Source organism: Streptomyces sp. DH37 (assembly GCF_029813835.1).
In the GTDB taxonomy this organism is placed as follows: Bacteria; Actinomycetota; Actinomycetes; order Streptomycetales; family Streptomycetaceae; genus Streptomyces.
Map to the genome: position 1 here is coordinate 73,976 of NZ_JARVKV010000002.1, position 18,098 is coordinate 92,073.

Annotated in this window: 17 protein-coding genes, 1 tRNA gene and 1 pseudogene; 11 read left to right on the plus strand and 8 right to left on the minus strand. The window is 73.9% G+C overall.

Features of this window, described 5'->3' with window-relative positions; all coding sequences use genetic code 11:
• Positions 1-26 precede the first annotated feature (26 nt).
• The 6 genes and pseudogenes from QC029_RS01395 (at position 27) to QC029_RS01420 (ending at position 4,816) form a co-directional block, all read left to right on the plus strand.
• Positions 27-758, plus strand: a complete 732-nt coding sequence (locus QC029_RS01395; RefSeq protein WP_279553416.1) for a DNA methylase — start codon at positions 27-29, stop codon at positions 756-758.
• A pseudogene (locus QC029_RS01400) lies at positions 755-1,639 on the plus strand (bifunctional DNA primase/polymerase). Before QC029_RS01395 ends, QC029_RS01400 begins: the two are co-directional and overlap by 4 nt.
• Before the next feature lie 200 nt (positions 1,640-1,839).
• A complete protein-coding gene (locus tag QC029_RS01405; protein ID WP_279553417.1) occupies positions 1,840-1,986 on the plus strand; it encodes a hypothetical protein in 147 nt (48 codons plus the stop codon).
• Positions 1,983-3,158 carry a DUF3631 domain-containing protein gene (locus QC029_RS01410; protein WP_279553419.1) on the plus strand — a complete coding sequence of 392 codons (1,176 nt, stop codon included), beginning with the start codon at positions 1,983-1,985 and terminating at the stop codon, positions 3,156-3,158. Before QC029_RS01405 ends, QC029_RS01410 begins: the two co-directional genes overlap by 4 nt.
• A 219-nt stretch (positions 3,159-3,377) precedes the next feature.
• The gene (locus QC029_RS01415) at positions 3,378-3,575 is read left to right on the plus strand and encodes a helix-turn-helix domain-containing protein (protein ID WP_279553421.1); all 198 of its coding nucleotides are present in this window, start codon (positions 3,378-3,380) and stop codon (positions 3,573-3,575) included.
• On the plus strand, positions 3,575-4,816 hold the full coding sequence (locus tag QC029_RS01420) for a tyrosine-type recombinase/integrase (protein ID WP_279553423.1): 1,242 nt from the start codon (positions 3,575-3,577) through the stop codon (positions 4,814-4,816). The genes QC029_RS01415 and QC029_RS01420 overlap by 1 nt, the downstream gene beginning before the upstream one ends.
• 82 nt (positions 4,817-4,898) lie before the next feature.
• Here the strand turns inward: QC029_RS01420 and QC029_RS01425 are convergent, their stop codons facing one another.
• Entirely contained in the window at positions 4,899-6,647 is a 1,749-nt protein-coding gene (locus QC029_RS01425) for an HNH endonuclease (RefSeq protein WP_279553425.1), read from the minus strand.
• Between the two features lie 219 nt (positions 6,648-6,866).
• Positions 6,867-6,940 (minus strand) — tRNA-Pro (locus tag QC029_RS01430).
• Between the two features lie 331 nt (positions 6,941-7,271).
• Here QC029_RS01430 and QC029_RS01435 point away from each other — a divergent pair.
• Entirely contained in the window at positions 7,272-8,591 is a 1,320-nt protein-coding gene (locus QC029_RS01435; RefSeq protein WP_279553426.1) for an NAD(P)/FAD-dependent oxidoreductase, read from the plus strand.
• Positions 8,592-8,650: 59 nt separating this feature from the next.
• Here QC029_RS01435 and QC029_RS01440 read toward each other — a convergent pair whose 3' ends face one another.
• Both QC029_RS01440 and QC029_RS01445 read right to left on the minus strand, forming a co-directional pair.
• Positions 8,651-10,093 carry a lipase maturation factor family protein gene (locus QC029_RS01440; protein WP_279553427.1) on the minus strand — a complete coding sequence of 481 codons (1,443 nt, stop codon included), beginning with the start codon at positions 10,091-10,093 and terminating at the stop codon, positions 8,651-8,653.
• Between the two features lie 55 nt (positions 10,094-10,148).
• Entirely contained in the window at positions 10,149-11,342 is a 1,194-nt protein-coding gene (locus QC029_RS01445) for a thiolase family protein (protein ID WP_279553428.1), read from the minus strand.
• Positions 11,343-11,513: 171 nt separating this feature from the next.
• Here QC029_RS01445 and QC029_RS01450 point away from each other — a divergent pair, with 171 nt between their 5' ends.
• Positions 11,514-12,554 (plus strand): NAD(P)-dependent oxidoreductase, encoded by a 1,041-nt coding sequence (locus QC029_RS01450; RefSeq protein ID WP_279553429.1) that lies wholly within the window; start codon positions 11,514-11,516, stop codon positions 12,552-12,554.
• Here the strand turns inward: QC029_RS01450 and QC029_RS01455 are convergent.
• On the minus strand, positions 12,481-13,641 hold the full coding sequence (locus QC029_RS01455) for a sensor histidine kinase KdpD (protein WP_279553430.1): 1,161 nt from the start codon (positions 13,639-13,641) through the stop codon (positions 12,481-12,483). The genes QC029_RS01450 and QC029_RS01455 overlap by 74 nt on opposite strands.
• Before the next feature lie 5 nt (positions 13,642-13,646).
• Entirely contained in the window at positions 13,647-14,393 is a 747-nt protein-coding gene (locus tag QC029_RS01460) for a response regulator transcription factor (protein WP_279553431.1), read from the minus strand.
• 123 nt (positions 14,394-14,516) lie between these two features.
• Between QC029_RS01460 and QC029_RS01465 the strand changes: the two genes are divergently transcribed.
• Genes QC029_RS01465 through QC029_RS01475 form a run of 3 tightly spaced genes read left to right on the plus strand, consistent with a single transcriptional unit; the run spans position 14,517 to position 16,653 of the window.
• The gene (locus QC029_RS01465; RefSeq protein ID WP_279553432.1) at positions 14,517-15,182 is read left to right on the plus strand and encodes a glycosyltransferase family 2 protein; all 666 of its coding nucleotides are present in this window, start codon (positions 14,517-14,519) and stop codon (positions 15,180-15,182) included.
• Positions 15,179-15,838, plus strand: coding sequence for a DUF2064 domain-containing protein (locus QC029_RS01470; protein WP_279553433.1), 660 nt, complete (start codon positions 15,179-15,181; stop codon positions 15,836-15,838). Before QC029_RS01465 ends, QC029_RS01470 begins: the two co-directional genes overlap by 4 nt.
• Positions 15,835-16,653, plus strand: coding sequence for a class I SAM-dependent methyltransferase (locus tag QC029_RS01475; protein WP_279553434.1), 819 nt, complete (start codon positions 15,835-15,837; stop codon positions 16,651-16,653). The genes QC029_RS01470 and QC029_RS01475 overlap by 4 nt, the downstream gene beginning before the upstream one ends.
• Here QC029_RS01475 and QC029_RS01480 read toward each other — a convergent pair.
• Both QC029_RS01480 and QC029_RS01485 read right to left on the minus strand, forming a co-directional pair.
• Entirely contained in the window at positions 16,548-16,958 is a 411-nt protein-coding gene (locus tag QC029_RS01480) for a hypothetical protein (RefSeq protein WP_279553435.1), read from the minus strand. The genes QC029_RS01475 and QC029_RS01480 overlap by 106 nt on opposite strands.
• Positions 16,958-18,097 carry a molybdopterin-dependent oxidoreductase gene (locus QC029_RS01485; protein WP_279553436.1) on the minus strand — a complete coding sequence of 380 codons (1,140 nt, stop codon included), beginning with the start codon at positions 18,095-18,097 and terminating at the stop codon, positions 16,958-16,960. The genes QC029_RS01480 and QC029_RS01485 overlap by 1 nt, the downstream gene beginning before the upstream one ends.
• Between the last annotated feature and the right edge of the window lies 1 nt (position 18,098).

Genomic DNA, 18,098 nt, shown 5'->3' on the forward strand with positions numbered 1-18,098 from the left:
CCGCAGAGACTCAGGAGGTCTCCAGCATGACCCACCCTGTCCGCATCCGGCGAGCGACCGGCCACCAGCCGCGGCTGCTGGATCTGTTCTGCTGCGCCGGCGGCGCCGCCATGGGTTACCACCGCGCCGGATTCGACATCACCGGCATCGACATCGCCCTTCGCCCGAACTATCCCTTCGCCTTCCACCACAGTGACGCGCTGGAGTACCTGACACGGCTCATCACCACCGGCGAGATCGAGCAATACGCGCTCGTGCACGCCTCCCCGCCCTGCCAGCACGGTTGCGCGCTGACGGTGGGCACCAACCGCTCGCAGGGCTGGGGCCGTGCGCACGTCGACCTCGTGGCCCCCACGCGAGAGCTGCTGGACGCCACCGGCCTGCCCTACGTCATCGAGCAGCCCAACGGCCGCGCCCCGGTCCGCAAGGACCTGCGGCTGTGCGGGGAGATGTTCGGCCTCGGCGTGCTGCGCCACCGCTGGTTCGAACTGGGCCGCTGGAGCACCGCCCAGCCCGCGCACCCCAAGCACCGCGGCCGGGTGCGCGGCTGTCGACACGGCCAGTGGTTCGACGGCCCCTACGTGGCCGCCTACGGCTCCGGCGGCGGCAAGGCCACCGTCCCCGAGATGCAGCACGCCATGGGCATCGACTGGACCGACGTGCGCGAGGAGCTGACCGAGGCCATCCCACCCGCCTACACGGCATGGATCGGCTCCACCTTCCTCACCACCACGGACGCCGGGGCGGTGACCGCATGAACGACACCCTGCTCACCGCCGCCCTGGCCGCCGCCGAGCGCGGCTGGCACGTCTTCCCGCTGCGCCCCGGCATCAAGCGGCCCGCCCTGCACGGTTAGAACACCTGCCCGCGCACCGGCCCCTGCACCGGTGGGCACCGCAAGTGGGAGCAGCGCGCCACCATCGACCCCGACCGCATCCGCGCCGCCTGGGCCCGGGCTCCGTACAACATCGGCATCGCCACCGGCCCCTCCGCCCTGGTCGTCATCGACCTCGACGCCCCCAAGGACAGTGCGGACGCGCCTGGCGGCGCGGCGACCTTTGCGGCGCTCTGCGAGCGCACCGGACAGCCCGTCCCCGCCACCTACCGCACCCGGACCGCCAGCGGAGGTGAGCACCTGTACTTCACCGCCCCGCCCGGCGTCCGGCTGGGCAACACCGCCGGCACCCTCGCACCCCTCGTCGACACCCGCGCCTGGGGCGGCTACGTGGTCGCCTCCGGCAGCACCACCGCCGCGGGCCCCTACGCGGTGGTGGACGACCGTCCGGTGGCGCCGCTGCCTACCTGGCTGCTGCGGCTGCTGCAACCGGCTCCCGCCCGCCCTATCGGCCCGCTGCGGCTGCCCGCGGTCAGCAGCAGCCGCGCGGCCCGGGCCGCGCTGGAGGCCGAGTGCGCCACGGTGGCAGCGGCACCGGAGCAGCAGCGCAACATCACCCTCAACCGGTGCGCCTTCAAGGTGGGACGGTTCGTCGCCTGGGGCGACCTCCCCCGGCACACGGTGGAGGAGGCCTTCCAAGCGGCCGGGGAGGCGGCCGGCCTCACACCGGCCGAGTGCCGCGCCACCATCCGCTCTGCCCTAAACGGCTCCATGCGCACCGCCCGCCCCAGGGAGGCAGCATGACCCCCTGCCCCGCTCCCTCCTTGGAAGGCCGCCCCGCCACAGCGGACCCGCCCGCCGCCGACTCGGCCGCGCCCCCGGCGGCCGGAGGCGACCGAAAGGACGTCGCCCGTCAGGGCGTCCGCTCTGGTCCTGGCCCGCGCCGCGGGGACGGCCGGTACCCGATCGCGTGGCTACACCTCACCGCACCCGGCCGCGGCGCGGTGCCCACCGCCCACTCGTGGTGCGCGTGCGGCCACGACCGCAGCGCCGTCGGCCACCGCCAGGTCCTCGCCCTGATCGACGCCCACACCGCCCACCGCGAGAACTGCCCCCTGCGCCACCGCACCGAAAGCAGGCCCGCCGCATGACCAACCTCCAGCCCACCGCCCTCGACGGCGCCGAGCTGCTGGACGCCGTCGAGCACTTCCACCGGCGCTTCAACGTCTTCCCCACCGAGGCCGCCTACGTGGCCGTGGCGCTGTGGGACGCGCACGCGCATTTGCTGGACTGCTTCGACTCCACCCCGCGCCTGGCCTTCCTCTCCCCGGAGCCAGGGTCGGGGAAGTCCCGGGCGCTGGAGGTGGTGGAGACCCTGGTGCCGCGCTCCATGGCCGCCGTGGATGCCTCCGCCGCCGCGCTGTTCCGCTCGGTGGCCGGACTCGACGGTGGTCGGCCCACCATCCTCTTCGATGAGATCGACACCGTCTTCGGCCCCAAGGCCGGAGACAACGAACAGCTCCGCGGCTTCCTCAACGCGGGGCACACCCGGGGCCGGGTGATGTACCGGTGCGTCGGAGACGGCGCCAACCAGCAGGTGCAGGGCTTCCCGTCGTTCTGCGCGGTGGCGGTGGCCGGACTCGGCTCGCTGCCGGACACGATCCTGACCCGCTCGGTCATCATCCGCATGCGCCGCCGGGCCCGCAACGAGAAGGTGGAGCCCTTCCGCACCCGCATCCACGTCGCCGAGGGCAACGCGCTACGCGACCGGCTCGCCGCCTGGGCCGAAACTGTGCAGGAGGAGGTGGTCGGCGCCTACCCCGAGCTGCCCGAGGGGGTGGCCGACCGGCCCGCCGACGTGTGGGAGCCGCTGATCGCGGTGGCGGACGCGGCCGGGGGCGACTGGCCGCGCCGGGCCCGGAAGGCGTGCCTGACCCTGGTCAGGGCATCCCAGGTCAACGACAAGGCCAGCCTCGGCATTCGTCTGCTCACCGATCTGCGCGACCACGTGCTGATCGGGGTGGACAAGCTGCCCACCGTTGCCATCCTGGATCGGCTCAACGCGCTGGACGACGCGCCCTGGGCCGACCTGGACGGCCGCCCGCTGGACTCCCGGCGACTGTCGCGGATGCTCAGCCAGTACGTCACCGCCGACGGTGACCCGATCGCCTCCCGCAACATCCGTACCGCCGGGGGAGTCCTCAAGGGCTACCACGCCGAGGACCTGCACGACGCCTGGACCCGTTACTGCCCGCCCCCTCCGGAAAGTGCGCTACATCCGCTCCAGCCGCTACACCCCAGCTCACAGCCCGTGTCCGTGTAGCGCACCCCGCCCGGTGTAGCGGCTACATCCGGCCGCCCCGAGCCCACCGCCCGGGGCGGCCGGACCGCTCCCGAGAGGGGACGTAGCCGCTACACGCACCCTTCCCGCTACACCGAACCCGCCGCTGACCTGCGATGTAGCGGCGTGGCGGATGTAGCGGACCTCAGAGGAGAGGGCAACGCCCTACCCCGTCACTCGCTGCTGAGGAGAAACGCCCGCATGAGCTCAGCTCTGCCCGACACCTACGAAGTCCTCACCGTCCCCGAGGTCATGGCCGCGCTGCGGATGAGCCGGAGCAAGGTCTACGACCTGATCCGCTCCGGCACCCTGCCCAGCTACACCGAAGGCCGCTCCCGGCGGGTCCCCGCCGACTCGTTCCGTACATACATCCGCTCCAAGCTTCAGGAGGCTGCCTGATGGCCAAGCGCCGCGCCAACGGCGAGGGCACCATCACCAAACGCAAGGACGGCCGCTACCAGGCAGCCGCGTACGTCTATCGCCCAGACGGCACCCGCGTTCGCAAATTCGTCTACGGCAAGACCCGCGCCGAGGTAGCCGAGAAGCGCACCGAGATCCAGGAGAAGACCCGGCAGGGAATTCCCGCCGCCACCTCCGCGATGCCGTTCGGGGACTACCTCGTCTACTGGCTTGCAGCCGTGGCTGCCGAGCGACTCAAGCCCTCCACCTTCATGAGCTACGAGGTGATGGCCCGCCTGTACATCGCTCCCTCACTCGGCAGGAAGAAACTCAACCGGCTCAGCCCCGCCGACGTACGGCGCTTCCTCGCGGAGTTCCGCGACGGCTGTCTGTGCTGCCTGCGAGGGCTGGACGCGAACCGCGCCGAGGACGAGCGGAGATGCTGCGCCAAGGGGCAGTGCTGCCGCCGCCGGCCGTCCGCGCGCACAGTGCAGTACGTCCACGCCGTGCTGCGGTCGGCTCTGCAACAGGCGGTGCGGGAAGAACTCGTCGGCCGCAACGTGGCGCGCATCGTGGAGACACCTCCGGTCGCTCGGCAGGAAGTGCGGCCGCTGGACCGGACCAAGGTGCGGATGCTGCTGAAGGCGGCCCGGCTCCATCGGCTGTACGCCCTGTGGCTGTTGCTCGTCTCCACCGGCCTGCGTCGTGGGGAAGTGCTCGCTCTCACCTGGGACGATGTCGACCTCGACAGGCGACAGCTCCGAGTGCGCCGCAACCTCCAGCGCATCAAGAAAGAGCTGGTCTTCGACACTCCGAAAACCGCTCGCTCCCAACGCACCATCTCGCTGCCCCGGCGGTGCGTGGACGCCCTCAGGGAGCACCAGGCGGCCCAGCGCACCGAGAGGGCCGCCGCTGGGTTGAAGTGGGACCCGCTGCCGCACCAGCCGAGCGGGCTGGTCTTCACGACGCCCACCGGCCGGCCGACCGATCCGCGGAGCCTGAACCGGATGCTCACCGTTCTCTGCCGTAATGCGAATGTGCGCAGAGTACGGGTGCACGACCTCCGGCACACCTGCGCCTCACTCCTGCTGGCTCAGGGGGTAGATGCCCGGACCATCATGGAGACGCTGGGGCACAGCACGATCACCATGACGCTGGACACCTACGCGCACGTGATGGACACGACCCTCAAGGCCGCGGCCGAGCGCATGGAGGAGGCATTGGGCTCGGAAGACGAGTAATCGCGAGGGCCGCGAAAGCCCTTGAACGCCCTGCCGATCGGAAGTCCTGAAGCCTCCGGTCGGCAGGGCAGGAATCGATACGTCAGCCGCTGTCTCGGCCGCACAGTCCGCGGTGATATCGAAGGTGCGATTCGCTGATCTGATGAGAAGGGTGTCGTCGGAGTCGGCCTACCGGACTGCCGTCGGAGGTCATGCGGACCGTGCCCCCCGTATCGACGTAGACCGTGAGTGTGTCGAACTGGACGTGATGGTTCGGGCAGAGAACAAGCAGGTTCGGTAGCTCATCCGGGCCGTTGTGCGGGTGGCCCAAGCCCCGTATGTGGGCGGCCTCGCTGTAGGTGCCGAACCGGGTCTGCAGCCGGAGGCCACAGACCTGACAACAGTCGCCGTGCAACTCCTTCACTCTCTTGCTCAGGGCGGTATCGCGGACGACCCGGGAGACGGTCGTGGCACGACGGTCCACGGGACCGGTTTCCGTCCCCTGCTCCGCATCACCAGCCAATACACCGCTTGCACTCTCGTAGCCCTGTAGCCCCAGACGTTCCAACAATGCATGTTGGTCGACGCCCGTGAGGTAGGTCTCCCGTAGCACGGCGATCGCTTGGGATCGGACGAATGGATCGTCCAGCAGATTTGCTGCCTGCTCGGTCAGTCCGCCAGCAGGGTTAAGTTTGTCCAGCACTGAGGAGTGGGGTTTGAACGAGCTGGCGGACGGTATGCCGCACACCTCCCACAGACCGCTCGTCTGCAGGTGCCAGAACGGGTACTCGGGGGTGACGGAGGAGTCGGGGCGACCGAACTCGGCCAGTAGGCCACCCACTTCATTGCGGAATTGCCGCCATGGCACACTGCGGGGCCGATGTGTCTCGACTCCGGAGATCGCCCACAACAGGGTCAGTGGTTTGTGCCTGCTGGGCTGCTTCCGCCCTCCGTGAACTTTCAGTCCCCTGAGCCTGTCCATGAGCAGGCTCGCGGTCATTTCCTCCAGAGTGCCGGTCGGCTGAGGCTGAGACGAGCCTGCGTCGTCATGCTGCTGCGGCAGAGGAAGGAGGGTGCCTTCATTATTCAGGAACGGGAGTTGATCTGGAGGAGAGGTTTTCTCCCTTCGGCCGGTCTGCTGCCTGACTTTCGGCAAAAATGCGTGCCCGTGTTCGACCCACCGGCGCCAGGAACGAGGAGCGTAATCAAGAGCCTCGGCGGCCGACACCGACGGGTTTCCCCGAGCGTGAATCCAAGCCCAGTCGAATTGGTCGCCATCCGCAGTCAGGTCGAGAACGGCCAGTTCGTAGACGTAGTTGATGAAGGAACCGTGGCCAGTCTCGGCCTCCTGCAGCACCTGTTCGACATGTTCGATGACAGCTACTCCGCAGAACTCCACGTATCCCTTCGGGCGCTTGTTGCGTGATACGGCCCTGAACAGGAGCAGAGGCGCGGCGCGGACACGGTCTTCCGCGGTGGCTGCGCGGTGCTCTTCGGAGGCTTCCAGCAGAGCTTTGTTCCCGCGGGTGCTTCCTGTCGGCACAGTGAGGCCGGCTTTGTGATCCCCGAAGTAACGCACGCGCCCGTGCTCCAGATCGAACACATCGTGCCAGGGAGTCTCCCGAGTGCCTGCCTTCCACGGGCTGGAACGGATCAGGAGCGCCGGGCGGCGAGCCCGATCAGGGCTTTGCACGCTGGCGATGACGTTGATACCTGCCTCCAGGAGGACCCGAGGGCGGTCCGGTGCGGCGGTGACGTGGTGGAAATTTCGGTAGCCATCGATGACCGGAACCGAGGGGTCTTTCTCCCGTGTGTACCGCAGTACCTCGCCGACCCGGACCGGGTTCTCCACTGAGCCTCCCCTGATGTCATGCGCCCGATCAGCGCAAGCAGGCCCCATGAGAGTGCAGGCACGGAGTGTGAGGAGCCTGACGCCGAACGTCAGTACGGTATGGGAAGGCGGAAGGGTTGCACTGCGAGGAAGGAAGCTTCGCAGTGCCGAGGCTCGGTTGATGTCAGCCGCTGATGTCAGAGGCCCCCTGGGATGATCCCAGGGGGCCTCTGACCAGTGTCGGGACGACAGGATTTGAACCTGCGACCCCTTGACCCCCAGTCAAGTGCGCTACCAAGCTGCGCCACGTCCCGATGCTCTCCCGGTTCGGGATCTTGTCCCTCGCCGTTCGCGCACAGAAACCATACCGCATTTCCGCGAGTGGTCGCGCACGCGGCGGTCCGGGACGGATGCGCTCTACAACGGTCCGGTCGGACCGTTCCGTGACGGCCTTGTCACTCGCCGTGCGCCAGGAGGAAGCCCCACGCCCGTGGCGGGCGCGGGGCGCCCCGCCGGACGACGGGGGTCCGGGGCGCGGCCCGAACCCCCGTCCGGGGCGGACGGCGGGGCCGGTGCCGGGTTTGCCGGGCTTCTGGCGGGAAACGCGATGGCCCTGGCCGTTGGACCCGAGGACTGGAGTCGCACGTGAGCCGTTCCCGGATTGTGATCGTCGGAGCCGGGTTCGCCGGTTACCAGACCGCCAGGACGCTGTCGCGGAAGCTTCGCGGGGCGGCCGAGATCGTGCTGGTGAACCCGAACGACTACTTCCTGTACCTGCCACTGCTGCCCGAGGTCTCGGCCGGGCTCCTCGAGGCCCGCCGGGTCTCGGTCTCGCTCGCCGGGACGCTGCCGAAGGTGCGGCTGGTGCTGGGCGAGGTCCACGGCGTGGACCTCGACGGGCGCTCGATCACCTACACCGACCCCGAGGGGCACGAGAAGCGGATGGGGTACGACCGCCTCGTCCTCACCGTCGGAAGCGTCAACAAGCTGCTGCCCATCCCCGGCGTGGCCGAGCACGCGGTCGGGTTCCGGGGCATGCCGGAGGCGCTGTACCTGCGCGACCACATCAGCCGGCAGATCGCGCTGGCCGCCAACGCCGAGGACCCGGAGGAGTGCCGGGCGCGCACCACCTTCGTGGTCGTCGGCGCGGGCTACACCGGCACCGAGGTGGCCGCCCACGGCAAGATGTTCACCGACTCCCTCGCCCGCCAGCACGCCCGCAGCCCCGGCGGGATGCGGGCCGACGCCCGGCCGCGCTGGATGCTGCTCGACATCGCGGACCGGGTGCTGCCGGGGCTGGACGAGAAGCTGGCGCAGACCGCCGACCGGGTGCTGCGCAAGCGCGGGGTCGAGGTGCGGACCGGAACCTCGGTGAAGGAGGCCACCAAGGACGGGGTGCTGCTGAACACCGGCGAGTTCGTCCCCACCCGCTCGCTCATCTGGTGCGTCGGGGTGCGGCCCGACCCGCTGGTGGAGCAGCTCGGCCTGCCGACCGAACGGGGCCGGCTGATCGTCGACGAGTACCTGAACGTCCCCGGCCACCCGGACGTGTTCGCCTGCGGGGACGCCGCCGCGGTGCCGGACCTGACCAACCCGGGGCAGTACACGGCGATGACCGCCCAGCACGCCCACCGGCAGGGCAAGACGGCCGCCCACAACATCATGGCCTCCTACGGCGTCGGCGACCGCCGCCCGTACAAGCACAGCGACCTGGGCTTCGTCGTCGACCTCGGCGGGCTCCAGGCCGCCGCCAACCCCTTCGGCATCCCGCTGTCCGGCCCGGTCGCCAACCTCGTCACCCGCGGCTACCACCTCGCCGCGATGCCGGGGAACCGGATCCGGGTGGCCGCCGACTGGGCGCTGGACGCGGTGCTGCGGCGCCAGGCCGTCCAGCTCGGCGTGCTGGACGCCTGGTCGGTGCCGCTGGACACCGCCTCGCCCGAGACGGCCCGCCTGCGCGGCTGACGACCCCCCTCACGGCACGTCACGGCACGTCACGGCATGGCACAGCCCGTCGCAGCACGTCACGGCACGTCGGTGCCGGCGGGCCGCCGGGAGACCGGCGGCCCGTACGGGCCGATCAGCTCGCGGTCCCACCAGGCGCCCGTGGAGCGCAGCTCCCGCCAGGTGGTGAAGCGATAGCGGTACAGCAGGGCGCGCACGTGGACGGGAGGAGCGTCGGGGAAGGGGTTGGCGCGCAGCAGGCGCAGGGTGTCCCGGTCGTTCTCCAGCAGCTTCCGCAGCAGGCGGGTGAACCAGGGGGCCGCGTAGGAGGGCGAGAGCGCGGCGAACCACATCAGCCAGTCCAGCCGCAGGTGGTACGGCGCGTACGGGCGCGGCAGCCGGCGCACGTCCCCCGGCTTGCCCTTGAAGCCGTACTCCCGCCAGCGCGTGGCACCGGTGATCCGCTCCTCGTCGGTGCCCTCGATCACCACCTCGTGGCGCACGCGCGTCACGCTGCCGAAGGCGCCGTAGGCGTTGACCAGGTGGAGCCGGTTGAAGGAGGCGTTCATCCGCTGGCGGCGCGAGAGCAGGTTGCGCACGGGCCAGTAGCTGAGCACCGCCACCAGCACGGTCACGGCGATGACGGCGATCCCGAACCACAGGGGCGTCGGGCCGTGGGCCGGGGCGCCGGCGACGGAGGAGCCGTCGATCGCGGAGAAGGCCAGCACGATCGTCAGCCAGTTGAGCCAGGCGAAGTTCCCGGACGCCACCAGCCACAGCTGGGTGGCGACCACGGCCAGCCCCGCGGCGCTCGCCACCGGCTGGGGGAAGAACAGCAGGAAGGGGACGACGAGCTGGGTGACGTGGTTGGCCGCCGCCTCCACCCGGTGCAGCGGACGCGGCAGACGGTGGAAGAACCAGCTCAGCGGACCGGGCATCGGCTGGGTCTCGTGGTGGTAGTCCAGACAGGTCAGCCTGCGCCAGCACGGGTCCCCGCGCCACTTGATCAGGCCCGCGCCGAACTCCACCCGGAACAGCAGCCAGCGCAGCAGGAACAGGGTGAGCAGCGGCGGCGCGACGTCGGCGTTGCCGAGGAAGACGGCCAGGAAGCCCGCCTCCAGCAGCAGCGACTCCCAGCCGAACGCGTACCACGTCTGGCCGACGTTGACGATCGACAGGTACAGCGCCCACAGCAGCGCCCACATCGCCATGGCCACCGCCAGCGGCACCCGGTCGGCCGCGCCCAGCAGCACCGCCGCCGACAGTGCCGCGCCCAGCCAGGCCACGGACGCGAAGAGGCGGTCGGAGTAGCGCAGCTGGAACAGGCTGGGCGAGGCGCGGAAGGCCGTCCTGCGCAGGAAGGCCGGGACCGGGGTCAGGCCGCGCTCGCCGATCAGCGCCCGGAACTGCAGCGCCGCCGAGACGAACGCGACGAGGTAGACGGCGGCCAGGGCCCGTTGGAGGACCAGACGGCTCAGCCAGTACTCGGGTGCCGCGAACCACTCCCACTCCATGGCGGACATGGGTACCACCCGGGGCCGCCGTCATGCGGCGGCCCCGGGCGGCCGTACGGTCCGCTCAGCGCTCCAGGACGAGGGCCTGGCCCTGTCCGACGCCGATGCAGAGGGTGGCCAGGCCGGTGCCGCTCCCCGCCTCGGCGAGGTGGTGGGCGACGGCGCCGGCCAGGCGGGCGCCGGAGGCGCCCAGGGGGTGGCCGATGGCGATGGCGCCGCCGTGGGGGTTGACCCGCTCCGGGTCGAGGTCGGGCCAGTGGGCCAGGCAGCCCAGCACCTGGGCGGCGAAGGCCTCGTTGAGCTCGACGACGTCCAGGTCGGCGAAGGTCCGCCCGGCCCTGTCCAGGGCGCGGTGGACGGCTTCGACGGGGCCGAGGCCGAAGAGGTGGGGCTCGATGCCGGTGACCGCGGAGGCGCGGATGCGGGCCAGCGGCTCGCGGCCGGTGGCCCGCAGGCCCGCCTCGTCGGCCAGCAGCAGGGCGGCGGCGCCGTCGTTGAGGGGGGAGGAGTTGCCGGCGGTGACGGTGCCGTCGGCGCGGAAGGCGGGCTTGAGGCGGGCCAGGGCCTCCATGGAGGTGGTGTCGCGGATGGTCTCGTCGCGGTCCAGGTCGACGCCGTCCAGCGGGACGACCTGGCGGTCGTAGTGGCCGGTGCGCCAGGCGGCGGCGGCCTTGCGGTGGCTGGCCAGGGCGTAGGCGTCCTGGGCCTCGCGGGTGATGGCGTGCCGGTCGGCGATCTGTTCGGCGCCCTCGCCCAGGGAGACGGTCCACTCGGGGTCCATGGCGGGGTTGGTCATCCGCCAGCCCAGGGTGGTGGAGTACATCTGCTGGTGGCCGGCGGGGTGGGCGCGGTCGGGTTTGGGCAGCACCCAGGGGGCGCGGGTCATGGACTCCACGCCTCCGGCGACGACGAGGGAGGCGTCGCCGACGGCGATGGCGCGGGCGGCGTGGACGACGGCCTCCAGGCCGGAGGCGCACAGCCGGTTGACGGTGGTGCCGGGGACGGTGACGGGCAGGCCGGCCAGCAGCACGGCCATCCGGGCGACGTTGCGGTTCTCCTCGCCGGCGCCGTTGGCGTTGCCGAAGACCACGTCGCCGATGCGGGCGGGGTCCAGGTCGGGGGTGCGCCCGAGCAGGGCCCCGAGGACGTGGGCGGCCAGGTCGTCGGGGCGGGTCCCGGCCAGCGCACCGCCGTACCGGCCCACCGGGGTCCGTACCGCATCGACCACATACACATCACGGAGGAGATCGTTGGCCATGGCAGCGATCCTGGCAGGGCGGCCGCCCGATGACCAGACGCGGCCGGCACACATGGCCGATCCCACATCCGCTGCTCCGGACGGGTGGGCACGGGCACCGGATCCTCACGGATCGCTGACGCGCCCGGCCGGTGACGGGCGCGGCCCCCGGTCCGGTCCTAGCGTGACCGTATGCGCGTACTGGTCACCGGAGGAGCGGGCTTCATCGGCTCGCACGTCGTCGACGCCCTGCGAGCGGCGGGCCACGAGCCCGCCGTCCTCGACACCGAGGCCGGCGGAGGCGGGACGAGGGCCGACGTCCGCGACGCGGCGGCGGTGGCGCGGGCCCTGCGCGGGGTGGACGCCGTCTGCCACCAGGCCGCGATGGTCGGTCTGGGCAGGGACTTCGCGGACGCCCCCGCGTACGTGGGCGCCAACGACCTGGGCACCGCCGTGCTGCTGGCCGAGGCGGCCCGGGCGGGGGTGCGGCGCCTGGTGCTGGCCGGGTCGATGGTCGTGTACGGCGAGGGGCGGTACGTCTGCCCCCGCCACGGCGTGGTGCGGCCCGGGCCCCGCTCGCCGCGCGACCTGGACGCGGGCCGCTTCGAGCCGCCCTGCCCCGTCTGCGGCGCCGCCCTGGAGCCCGGCCTGGTGGACGAGGACGCGCCCGCCGACCCGCGCAACGTCTACGCCGCCACCAAGCTGGCGCAGGAGCACCTGGCGGCGTCCTGGGCCCGCGCCACCGGCGGCCGGGCCGTCAGCCTGCGCTACCACAACGTCTACGGCGACGGGATGCCCCGCGACACCCCCTACGCGGGCGTGGCCTCCTTCTTCCGCTCCGCGCTCGAGCGCGGCGAGCCGCCGCGGGTGTACGAGGACGGCGCGCAGCGCCGGGACTTCGTCCACGTCCGCGATGTCGCCGCGGCCAACGTGGCGGCCCTGGAGGCGCTCGGCGAGCGGCCGGAGGGGACGCTGCGCGCGTACAACGCCGGCAGCGGCGAGCCGCACACCGTCGGCGAGATGGCCCGCGCGCTGGCCGCGGCGTACGGCGGGCCCGAGCCGGTGGTGACGGGGGAGTACCGGCTGGGGGACGTACGGCACATCACCGCCTCCTCCGAGCGGCTGCGCCGGGAGCTGGGCTGGAGGCCGGAGGTCGGTTTCAGCGAGGGGATGGCGCGCTTCGCGAGGGAGCCGCTGAGGCGGGCGCCGAGGGAGCCGCAGCCAGCAGGGTGACCTCGAAGCGGCAGCCGCCGGGGACGTTGCGCACCGAGGCGCGCCCGGAGTGCGCCTCGACGATGCCGCGCACGATGGCCAGCCCGAGCCCCGCCCCGGCCGGGGGAGTACGGGCGCCGTTGCCGCGCCAGCCGGTGTCGAAGACGCGCGGCAGGTCCTCGGGCGGGATGCCGCCGCAGCCGTCGGTCACCGACAGCACCACCGCGTCCCCCTCGCGGCGGGCGGCGACGGCCACGGTGCCGTCGGCGGGCGTGCGGTGGATGGCGTTGACCAGGAGGTTGGCCAGCACGCGGGTCATCTCCCCGCCGTCCACCTCCACGGGGACGGCCTCCACGCCGTCGTCGGCCAGCCGCACGCCGCGCTCGGCGGCCAGCGGGTCGGCGCCCGCGATGGCGTCGCTCACCAGGTCGTAGACCGACATCCGGGTGGGGGCGAGGGCGAGCGACCCGGCCTGGATGCGGGAGAGTTCGAACAGGTCGCCGACCATCGCGCCCATCCGCTCGACCTCGTCGCGGATCCGCCGGTGGTAGCGGCCGGGGTCCTCGGCGATGCCGTCCTCCAGCGCCTCGGCCATGGCGCGCAGCCCGGCCAGCGGGGAGCGCAGGTCGTGGCTGATCCAGGCGACCAGTTCGCGCCGGGAGGCCTCCAGGGCGCGCTCCCGCTCGCGGGCGGCGGTCAGGGAGGCGCCGGCCTCGGCCAGCCGGCGTGCCAGGGAGGCGAGTTCGGCGGGCATGGGGGAAGGGGGCGGAGTGAAGCCGCCGTCCTCCCCCAGGGCACGGGCGGCCCGCTCCAGCGCGCGGTGCCCGGCGATCAGCCGGCGGCCCAGCAGCAGCGCGGTGAGGGCGGACGCGGCGGCGGCCATCGCGCACACGGTCGTCACCACGGTCAGGTCGTGCCGGTTGAGGAACATCGCCCAGGCCACCGAGAGCGTCCCCGCCAGCATCGCGCCGATCGCGACGGCGGCCAGGACGGCGAGGGAGGCGGCCACCGAGCGGCGGCGCAGCGCGCGCAGCGCCAGCGCGCCCGCCACTCCGGCCGCGGCGGCGCCGGCCGCGGCGTACAGGGCGATGAGCAGCAGGTCGCGCACGCCGGTCAGCTCCCCTCGGGCGCGGGGTCCGGCGCGCCGTCGAAGCGGTAGCCCACGCCCCACACCGTGGTGATCAGCCGGGGCCGGGCCGGGTCGGCCTCCACCTTGTGGCGCAGCCGCCGTACGTGCACGGTCACGGTCGACAGGTCGCCGAAGTCCCAGCCCCACACCGCCGACATCAGCTCCTCGCGGCCGAAGGCCCGGCCCGGGTGGCGCAGGAGGTGCGCCAGCAGGTCGAACTCGCGCAGCGTCAGGGAGAGCGGCCCGCGCCCGTCGCGGGCGGTCCGGGCGGCCGGGTCCAGGGTGATGCCGCCGCCGTGCAGCAGCGGTCCGGCGGCGGGCGGCGCGCCGGCCCGGCGCAGCACCGACGCCACCCGCAGCACCAGTTCGCGTGGGCTGAACGGCTTGGTGACGTAGTCGTCCGCGCCGACCTCCAGGCCCAGGACGCGGTCCTCCTCGTCGCCGCGCGCGGTGAGCATCACCACCGGCACCGGGCCGGACCCGCGCAGCCTGCGGCAGACCTCCAGCCCGTCCAGGCCCGGCAGCATCAGGTCCAGGACGACCAGGTCGGGCGGTGCGGCGCGGGCGCGGGCGAGGGCGCCGGGGCCGTCGGCCGCCCGGTCCACGGTGAAGCCCGCGCGGCCGAGGTAGCCGGTCACGACCTCGGTGACGGTCGGGTCGTCGTCGACGACGAGCACGCGGCGGGGCGGGACGGCGGGCTGGAGCGGGACGCGGGGCGGGGCGGCGGCCATGGGGGGAGTGTGGCACCGGCCGTCCGACCGTGTCGCCGGGCGGAGCCGGGCGGTGGGAGGGCGTCCGCGTTTCGTAAGGTCGGCTGCCCGGAATGCCGGTTTTGCTCTCGTAAGGTGAGGGAGATGACCGACCCCGCAATCCCCCTCGGGGAGATCGTGCTGCCCTGTCTGAACGAGGCCCGGGCACTGCCCTGGGTGCTGTCCCGGATCCCGGACGGCTGGCGAGCCGTCGTCGTCGACAACGGCTCGACGGACGGCTCGGCCGGTATCGCCCGCGACCTCGGGGCCCGCGTGGTGCACGAGCCGCGCCGCGGCTTCGGCGCCGCCTGCCACGCCGGGCTGCTCGCCGCCGAGGCCGAGATCGTCGCCTTCTGCGACTGCGACGCCTCCCTCGACCCCGGCGCGGCCGAGCGGATCGCCGCCCCCGTGCGGCAGGGCGCCGCCGACCTCGTCCTGGCCCGCCGCAGACCCACCGGGCGCGGCGCCTGGCCGCTGCACGCGCGGGCCGGGAACCTGGCGCTGGCCCGGATGGTGCGGCGGCGCACGGGACTGAGGCTGCACGACCTGGGACCGCTGCGGGCGGCCCGCCGCCGCGCCCTGCTGGAACTGGGGCTGACCGACCGGCGCAGCGGCTACCCGCTCCAGATGGTGGTCCGCGCCGCCGACGCCGGATGGCGGGTGCAGGAGACCGAGGTGCCCTACCGGCCGCGCACGGGCCGCTCGAAGGTCACCGGCACCTGGCGCGGCACCTGGCAGGCCGTCCACGACATGCGGAAGGTGCTGCGGTGAGCCCCCCGTACGGCGCTCCGGGCCCGGGGACGACGCTGCTGGTCATCGCCAAGGAGCCGGTGCCGGGCCGGGTCAAGACCCGGCTCACCCCGCCCTTCACCCCGCAGGAGGCCGCCCGGCTGGCCGAGGCGGCGCTCGCCGACACCCTGGCGACGGTGGCCCGACTGCCCGCCCGCCGCCGGGTGCTGGTGCTCCAGGGGCGGCCCGGCCCCTGGCTGCCCGACGGCTACGAGGTGCTGCCGCAGTGCGCGGGCGGGCTGGACGAGCGGATCGCCGCGGCCTTCGGGGCGTGCGACGGGCCCGCCCTGCTGGTGGGCATGGACACCCCGCAGCTCACCGCCGACCTGCTGGCCCCGGTGCTCGCGCCGGACGGCTGGACCGGCCGCACCGCCTGGTTCGGCCCGGCCGCCGACGGCGGATTCTGGGCCCTGGGCCTGGCCGCCCCGGACCCCGCCCTGGTGCGCGGCGTGCCGATGTCCACCGATCGCACCGGCGCCCTCCAGCGGCGGCGGCTGCTGGACGCCGGACTGGCCGTGCGCGACCTGCCGGTGCTGCGGGACGTGGACACCGCCGAGGACGCGGCCGAGATCGCGGCCCGCACCCGCGGCCGCTTCGCCGCCGAGTACGCCCGGCTGCGGCAGGCGGTGGTCCGGTGACCGTCTCGCCGACCCCGCACCCGCGGACCGCGCGGCCCGAGAACCCCGCGGGCGCCGAGGGCCCCGCGGGCCCCGAGGGCACCGCCGAGGCCGCGGGCCGGCACCCCTGGCGCACCGACCCGTACGCCCGCGCGCTGCGCGCCGGACGCGGCCCCCTCTTCCTGCGGCGCTCCGACGGCTGGCTGCTGCCGCTGGAGGTCGAGCGCTGGTGCGCCGGGGCGGACGAGGCCGACCGGACGGTGCTGCGGCGCTGCACCGGCGCCGTGCTCGACATCGGCTGCGGTCCGGGACGGCTGGTCGCCGCCCTGACCGAACTGGGCCGCCCCGCCCTGGGCGTCGACACCGCGCCCGCCGCCGTCAGCCGCACCCGCGAGCGCGGCGGGGCCGCGCTGTGCCGCTCGGTGTTCGAGCCGCTGCCGGGCGAGGGGCGCTGGGGCAGCGCCCTGCTGATCGACGGCAACATCGGCATGGGCGGCGATCCGGCCGCCCTCCTGGCGCGCGTCCGCCAGCTCCTGGCCCCCGGCGGCCTGCTGCTGGCCGAGGCCGCGCCGGCGGAGGTCGAGGAGCGGGTCCAGGTACGGCTGGACGACGGCAGCGGCGCCCGGCCCGAGCGGCACGCCCCCCTCTTCCCCTGGGCCCGGCTGGGCCGGACGGCCCTGCGGGCCCTGGCCGGGCGGGAGGGCTGGACGGTGGTGGAGGAGTGGAGCGCCTACGGGCGTTTCTTCCTCAGCCTGCGCGCCGCCGCCCCGGCCGCCGCGACCGAGGCCGTCACCAGCGCCGTCGCCGACACCGCCGGCAGCCACGAGCGCTCGTAGTCCAGCGGCAGCAGCGAGGGGTGGTACGGACCGGGCCGCAGCACCACCGGCAGCGCGACCAGCGTCAGGCACCCCGCCACCACCAGCCCGCCCCGCCACACCGGCCGGGCGGGCAGGCGGCCCAGCGCCCGCCCGGCCAGCAGCACCGGCGGGGCCGGCAGCAGGTCGTGCGCCAGCACCGCGCCCGCCGGCCACACCGCCACCCGCGGCGGCGTCCCCTCGCGGGTGCCGAACAGCAGCAGCCATCCGCCGACCGTCGGCAGCGCGCCGCCCACGACGCCGAGCACCGCCCGGACCGCCGTCATCACAGCACCTCCAGCCGGGACACCCACTTGGTCTGGAGCACGCCCGGCCGGTTCGGGGCGATGACGCGCGCCGGACGGCCGTGGTCGCGGCTTAGGGCCTCGCCGTTGACGCGCAGCGCCGGCAGGGTGAGCGGATCACGGGCGTACGCGGCCCCCATCTCCGTCACGGCGTAGGCGCCGCGCCGCTGGAGGGAGACCACCCGCACCCGGGCGCCGGCGGGCGCGCCCGCCCGCTCCAGCAGGTCGCGCAGCCGCACCCCGCCCCAGCGGGCCGACGCGCTCCAGCCCTCCACGCAGGCGATCGGCAGCTCCACCTCCCGCTGGGCCGGCCCGGCCGGCTCCTCCGGCGTCAGCGTGTACGGGCGGGGGCCGTCGACCACCAGCCGCCAGTCGCGCACCACCGCGTCGGTGACGCCCGCGGCGGCGGCCGTGCGGTTGACCGGCAGGCCCTGCGGCCCGATGTCCGGGCGGCGCGGCGCGAGCAGGACCAGGGGCCGCAGCGGGGCGAGGGTCTGGCCCGCGGTCACCGCCGTCACGGCGCCGACCGCCGCGCCCACGCCCCGCAGCAGCGACCGCCGGCCGCCCGCCCCGGACGCGGGCAGCGCCCGCGTGCCCGCCGACCGGCTCCGCCGGTGCGCGGCGATCACCGGCGCCTTGACCGCCGGGTGCGGCAGCAGCGAGCCCGTCAGCACCCACGCCGGCGCCCAGTGCACCCGGCGGAACGAGAACGGCCAGACGTACCACTGGGCGGTGTTCATCAGCCCCAGGAAGACCTCCAGCAGCGCGGACGCCACCAGTACCGCCACCGACAGCCGCTCCAGCGCGTGCAGCGGCGAGCGCACGGCGGGCCGGACGTACAGCCGCGGGTAGACCGCCCACAGTTTGGCGAGCAGCAGAGGGACCAGCGCGATGCCCGCGGCCACGTGCACGCCGTGGGTGAGGCGGTAGCCCCGCACCGGCCTCGGCGGCAACCGGTCGGCCGGCGCGTCCGGCGGCTCCTGGAGGACGTGGCCGGCCAGCCCGGTGACGAAGCAGACCAGGACCGCCGCGCCCAGCCGGCGGCCCAGCGCGGTCGCGGTGCGCGGGTCGTGCGGCCCGCCCCGGAAGCGGAACGGGGCGGTGCGGCGAGTGGGACCCACG

Coding starts and splice junctions, on each gene's coding strand:
- QC029_RS01465 (WP_279553432.1), top strand. CDS start 14,517: ATGACCGACCCCGCAATCCCCCTCGGGGAGATCGTGCTGCCCTGTCTG.
- QC029_RS01410 (WP_279553419.1), top strand. CDS start 1,983: ATGACCAACCTCCAGCCCACCGCCCTCGACGGCGCCGAGCTGCTGGAC.
- QC029_RS01420 (WP_279553423.1), top strand. CDS start 3,575: ATGGCCAAGCGCCGCGCCAACGGCGAGGGCACCATCACCAAACGCAAG.
- QC029_RS01395 (WP_279553416.1), top strand. CDS start 27: ATGACCCACCCTGTCCGCATCCGGCGAGCGACCGGCCACCAGCCGCGG.
- QC029_RS01440 (WP_279553427.1), bottom strand. CDS start 10,093: ATGTCCGCCATGGAGTGGGAGTGGTTCGCGGCACCCGAGTACTGGCTG.
- QC029_RS01445 (WP_279553428.1), bottom strand. CDS start 11,342: ATGGCCAACGATCTCCTCCGTGATGTGTATGTGGTCGATGCGGTACGG.
- QC029_RS01460 (WP_279553431.1), bottom strand. CDS start 14,393: ATGGCCGCCGCCCCGCCCCGCGTCCCGCTCCAGCCCGCCGTCCCGCCC.
- QC029_RS01450 (WP_279553429.1), top strand. CDS start 11,514: ATGCGCGTACTGGTCACCGGAGGAGCGGGCTTCATCGGCTCGCACGTC.
- QC029_RS01415 (WP_279553421.1), top strand. CDS start 3,378: ATGAGCTCAGCTCTGCCCGACACCTACGAAGTCCTCACCGTCCCCGAG.
- QC029_RS01480 (WP_279553435.1), bottom strand. CDS start 16,958: ATGACGGCGGTCCGGGCGGTGCTCGGCGTCGTGGGCGGCGCGCTGCCG.